Raw genomic sequence first — 3,197 nt, forward strand, 5'->3', positions numbered from 1 at the left:
GTTCGGGGGCCAGGATCAGGTCGCTCGTCGTGGCCTTCGGAGCGCTCGTGTAGACGAACTTGGAGACGCCGGCCGCCTTCGCGGCATCGATGACCGCCCGGTGCTGCGGGACCCGCTGGCCGACCTCGGAGCCGGATACCAGGATGACCGTGTCGACGCCTTCGAGTGCGGACGCGATCGATGCGGGGTCGGTGTAGTCGAGGTGCGCGACGCGAACGCCGAGGTTTGCGGCCTTCGCGGTGTCGCGGGCTCCTGCCACGATCGACTGCGGGTCGGTGCCGCGCTCGAGCAGGCTGGCGATGATGAGGCGGCCGAGGTTGCCGGTCGCACCGGTGACGAGGATGGTCATGAGGGTCCTTTCGTAAGTGACACCCACGACAACCCGCGATCGGGTGTTCGGCATTCCGATCTGACGGTACCCACTTTGAAGTAAGGTACACACATGACGGTTAGTTTCGCGCAGATAAAGGAATCGACTCCGTTCGTGTTCGACCAGAATTGCGGCACGCGTGTCGTCCTCGATCACATCATGAGCAAGTGGGGAGTGCTCGTGCTCTCCTGCCTGTCCGACGGCACCCACCGCTGGGGCGCCCTCCGCAGGGAGGTCGACGGCATCAGCGAGAAGATGCTGGCCTCGACGCTGCGGACGCTCGCCGATGATGGCCTGGTGCACCGGGAATCCCTTCCGACCGTCCCTCCGCACGTGGAGTACAGTCTGACCCCGCTGGGGCGTGACCTGATGGAGCGCATGCTGCCGCTGATGGAGTGGGTGGCTGACCACGCCGACGGCATGCTCGAAAGAGGCTGAATCTGCGGATTCCGTCGTGAGCTCCACTTCTTTGCTTCGGATTCATGCTGTCTGAGAAAGCCGTTGACGCGAGAACCGTTGTGGCTCTACTGTTCTGACATGGCAGCAACGACGCCGATTCATCTGGAACGACCCGACGGCAAGGGTCTGGCCGCCGGCACTCTGGGACTCTGGGGATCGACCGTGATCGGTCTCGCCTCGACAGCACCGGTGTACTCGCTCGTGGCGACGCTCGGCTTCGTGGTGCTCGCGGTGGGGGCGCAGGCTCCGATCGCGTTCATCATCGCCTTCGTCCCGATGCTCCTGATCGCCTTCGCGTACCGCGAGCTCAACAACGCCGTCCCCGACTGCGGCACGACGTTCACCTGGGGAACCAAGGCGTTCGGTCCCTGGGTGGGCTGGATGGGCGGGTGGGGAGTCGCCGTCGCGGGAATGGTCGTGCTGGCCAACCTCGCGCAGATCGCCTCGGTCTACTTCTGGTCCCTGATCGGACAGGATCTGGAGAACAACGACTGGCGCGTCGTCGTCGTCGCCGTGCTCTTCATCGCGGCGATGACCTGGGTCAGCTGGCGCGGCGTCGAGATCGGCGAGCGCATCCAGAACATCCTCCTCGCGATCCAATACCTGGCACTGGCGATCTTCATCGTCGCGGCGCTGTGGCAGTTCTTCGACGGCACGGCTCCGAACGCGACGCCTTTCGACTGGGAGTGGATGAACCCGTTCGCGTTCACCGACTGGTCGGGCTTCACGGAGGCGATCCTTCTGGCGCTGTTCATCTACTGGGGGTGGGACACCTGCCTCGCGCTCAACGAGGAGACCAAGGACCCGAAGCGCATCCCCGGACGCGCCGCGCTGCTGACCACCGTGATCCTGCTGTTCACGTACGTCGCGGTGACCATCGCCGCGATGATGTACGCCGGACTCGGCGAGGACGGCACGGGCCTGGGCAACGAGGCGAACGCCGACGACTTCTTCCTCGCGATCAAGGACGGGTTGCTCGGTCCGTTCGGCTGGGTGCTGGTGGTGTCCGTGATCATCTCGGCCATCTCGTCGACCCAGACCACGATCCTGCCGACCGCCCGGGGAACGCTCGCCATGGGTGTCTACCGCGCCCTGCCCGCCAGGTTCAAGGAGGTGCACCCGACGTACAAGACGCCGTCGTTCTCGACCATCGTCATGGGTGTGGTCGCCTCGGTCTACTACGTCGGGATGACGCTGATCAGCGACAACATCCTGCAGGACTCGATCCTGTCCCTCGGTCTCGCGATCGCTTTCTACTACGCCATCACCGGCTTCGCGTGCGTGTGGTACTTCCGCAAGGACCTCACCTCGTCCGCGCGCGAGTTCTTCTTCAAGGGGCTGTTCCCGCTGCTGGGCGGGCTCATGCTCGCGTGGGCGTTCATCCAGTCGGCCATCGACATGTGGGATGTCGACTACGGATACACGGTCCTGTTCGGTATCGGCGGCACGTTCGTGATCGGCGTCGGCTCGTTGGCATTCGGTCTGGTGCTGATGTTCGTCTGGTACCTCTTCCCGCGCTCGAAGCGCTTCTTCCGTGGCGAGAGCCTGAACCGCGACACCGAGGTGATGGTCCCGGACGAGCCTGCCGTGACCATCCGGTCGATCGACGGAGGCATCTGAGGATGGCGGTCGCGACGGCGGACCTCTACGACGAGCTCGGGGAGGAGATCCAGTCGCTCTCGCTGCAACTGCGCTCCTTCGGCCGGCGGTCGGCGTTCGACGGGCCGATCCGCACCGTGCGCTGCTTCGAGGACAACGCGCTGGTGAAGGCGGTGCTGGCGACTCCCGGTGCGGGCGCGGTCCTGGTCGTCGACGGCGCTGGATCGCTGGAGACGGCACTGATGGGCGACCTGATCGCGGCGTCCGCCGTGGCGAACGACTGGGCCGGGGTCGTGATCAACGGCGCCATCCGCGACAGTGTCGCCATCGATGCCCTCGAGCTGGGGGTCAAGGCCCTGGGGACGAATCCGCGCAAGAGCGCGAAGCTCGGAGCCGGTGAGACCGATGTCGCGCTCGTGATCGAGGGTGTGGTGTTCCGGCCGGGGGCGCATCTCTACAGCGATCGGGACGGAATCCTGGTCGAACGGTGAACGCCGCCTGAAGTCCGGTGGTCTCGGTGTCCTAGGCTTGCTGCGTGCGCATCCGGCTCGACATCGCCTACGACGGCACCCATTTCCGAGGGTGGGCGAAGCAGCCGACTCTGCGCACGGTGCAGGGCACGCTGGAAGCCGCCCTCGCGCGCATCGTGGGCTCGGACGTGCAGTTCGTGGTGGCAGGTCGCACGGATGCCGGCGTGCACGCGAGCGGCCAGGTCGCGCACGTCGACCTCGACGAGAAGCAGTGGTCGCGCATCGAAGCCCGGCAGGGG

General features: G+C 65.8%; 4 protein-coding genes and 1 pseudogene. 4 read left to right on the plus strand and 1 reads right to left on the minus strand.

Translation table 11 applies throughout. The features are described 5' to 3' along the window. Positions 1–349: NAD(P)H-binding protein (locus DSP71_RS19085; protein WP_113681834.1), on the minus strand; the 349-nt coding region annotated here is incomplete at its 3' end. A gap of 93 nt (positions 350–442) precedes the next feature. On the opposite strand from DSP71_RS19085, the gene DSP71_RS19090 reads away from it, so the two are divergent. From DSP71_RS19090 to DSP71_RS19105, 4 genes and pseudogenes are all read left to right on the plus strand, one after another. Next, positions 443–808 carry a helix-turn-helix domain-containing protein gene (locus DSP71_RS19090; protein ID WP_045263673.1) on the plus strand — a complete coding sequence of 122 codons (366 nt, stop codon included), beginning with the start codon at positions 443–445 and terminating at the stop codon, positions 806–808. Between the two features lie 99 nt (positions 809–907). After that, entirely contained in the window at positions 908–2,449 is a 1,542-nt protein-coding gene (locus tag DSP71_RS19095) for an APC family permease (protein ID WP_046747360.1), read from the plus strand. 2 nt (positions 2,450–2,451) lie between these two features. Further along, complete coding sequence (gene rraA, locus DSP71_RS19100) at positions 2,452–2,919, plus strand: ribonuclease E activity regulator RraA (protein ID WP_046747361.1); 468 nt, start codon at positions 2,452–2,454, stop codon at positions 2,917–2,919. Between the two features lie 44 nt (positions 2,920–2,963). Beyond that, positions 2,964–3,197 (plus strand): annotated as a pseudogene (locus DSP71_RS19105) (tRNA pseudouridine(38-40) synthase TruA); the annotation flags it as partial.

It is taken from the genome of Microbacterium sp. H6 (assembly GCF_003314775.1).
Lineage (GTDB): Bacteria > Actinomycetota > Actinomycetes > Actinomycetales > Microbacteriaceae > Microbacterium > Microbacterium oxydans.

Bases quoted from the DNA above. Each gene is read 5' to 3' on its own strand.
- DSP71_RS19095 (WP_046747360.1), top strand. From the start codon at position 908: ATGGCAGCAACGACGCCGATTCATCTGGAACGACCCGACGGCAAGGGT.
- rraA (WP_046747361.1), top strand. From the start codon at position 2,452: ATGGCGGTCGCGACGGCGGACCTCTACGACGAGCTCGGGGAGGAGATC.
- DSP71_RS19090 (WP_045263673.1), top strand. From the start codon at position 443: ATGACGGTTAGTTTCGCGCAGATAAAGGAATCGACTCCGTTCGTGTTC.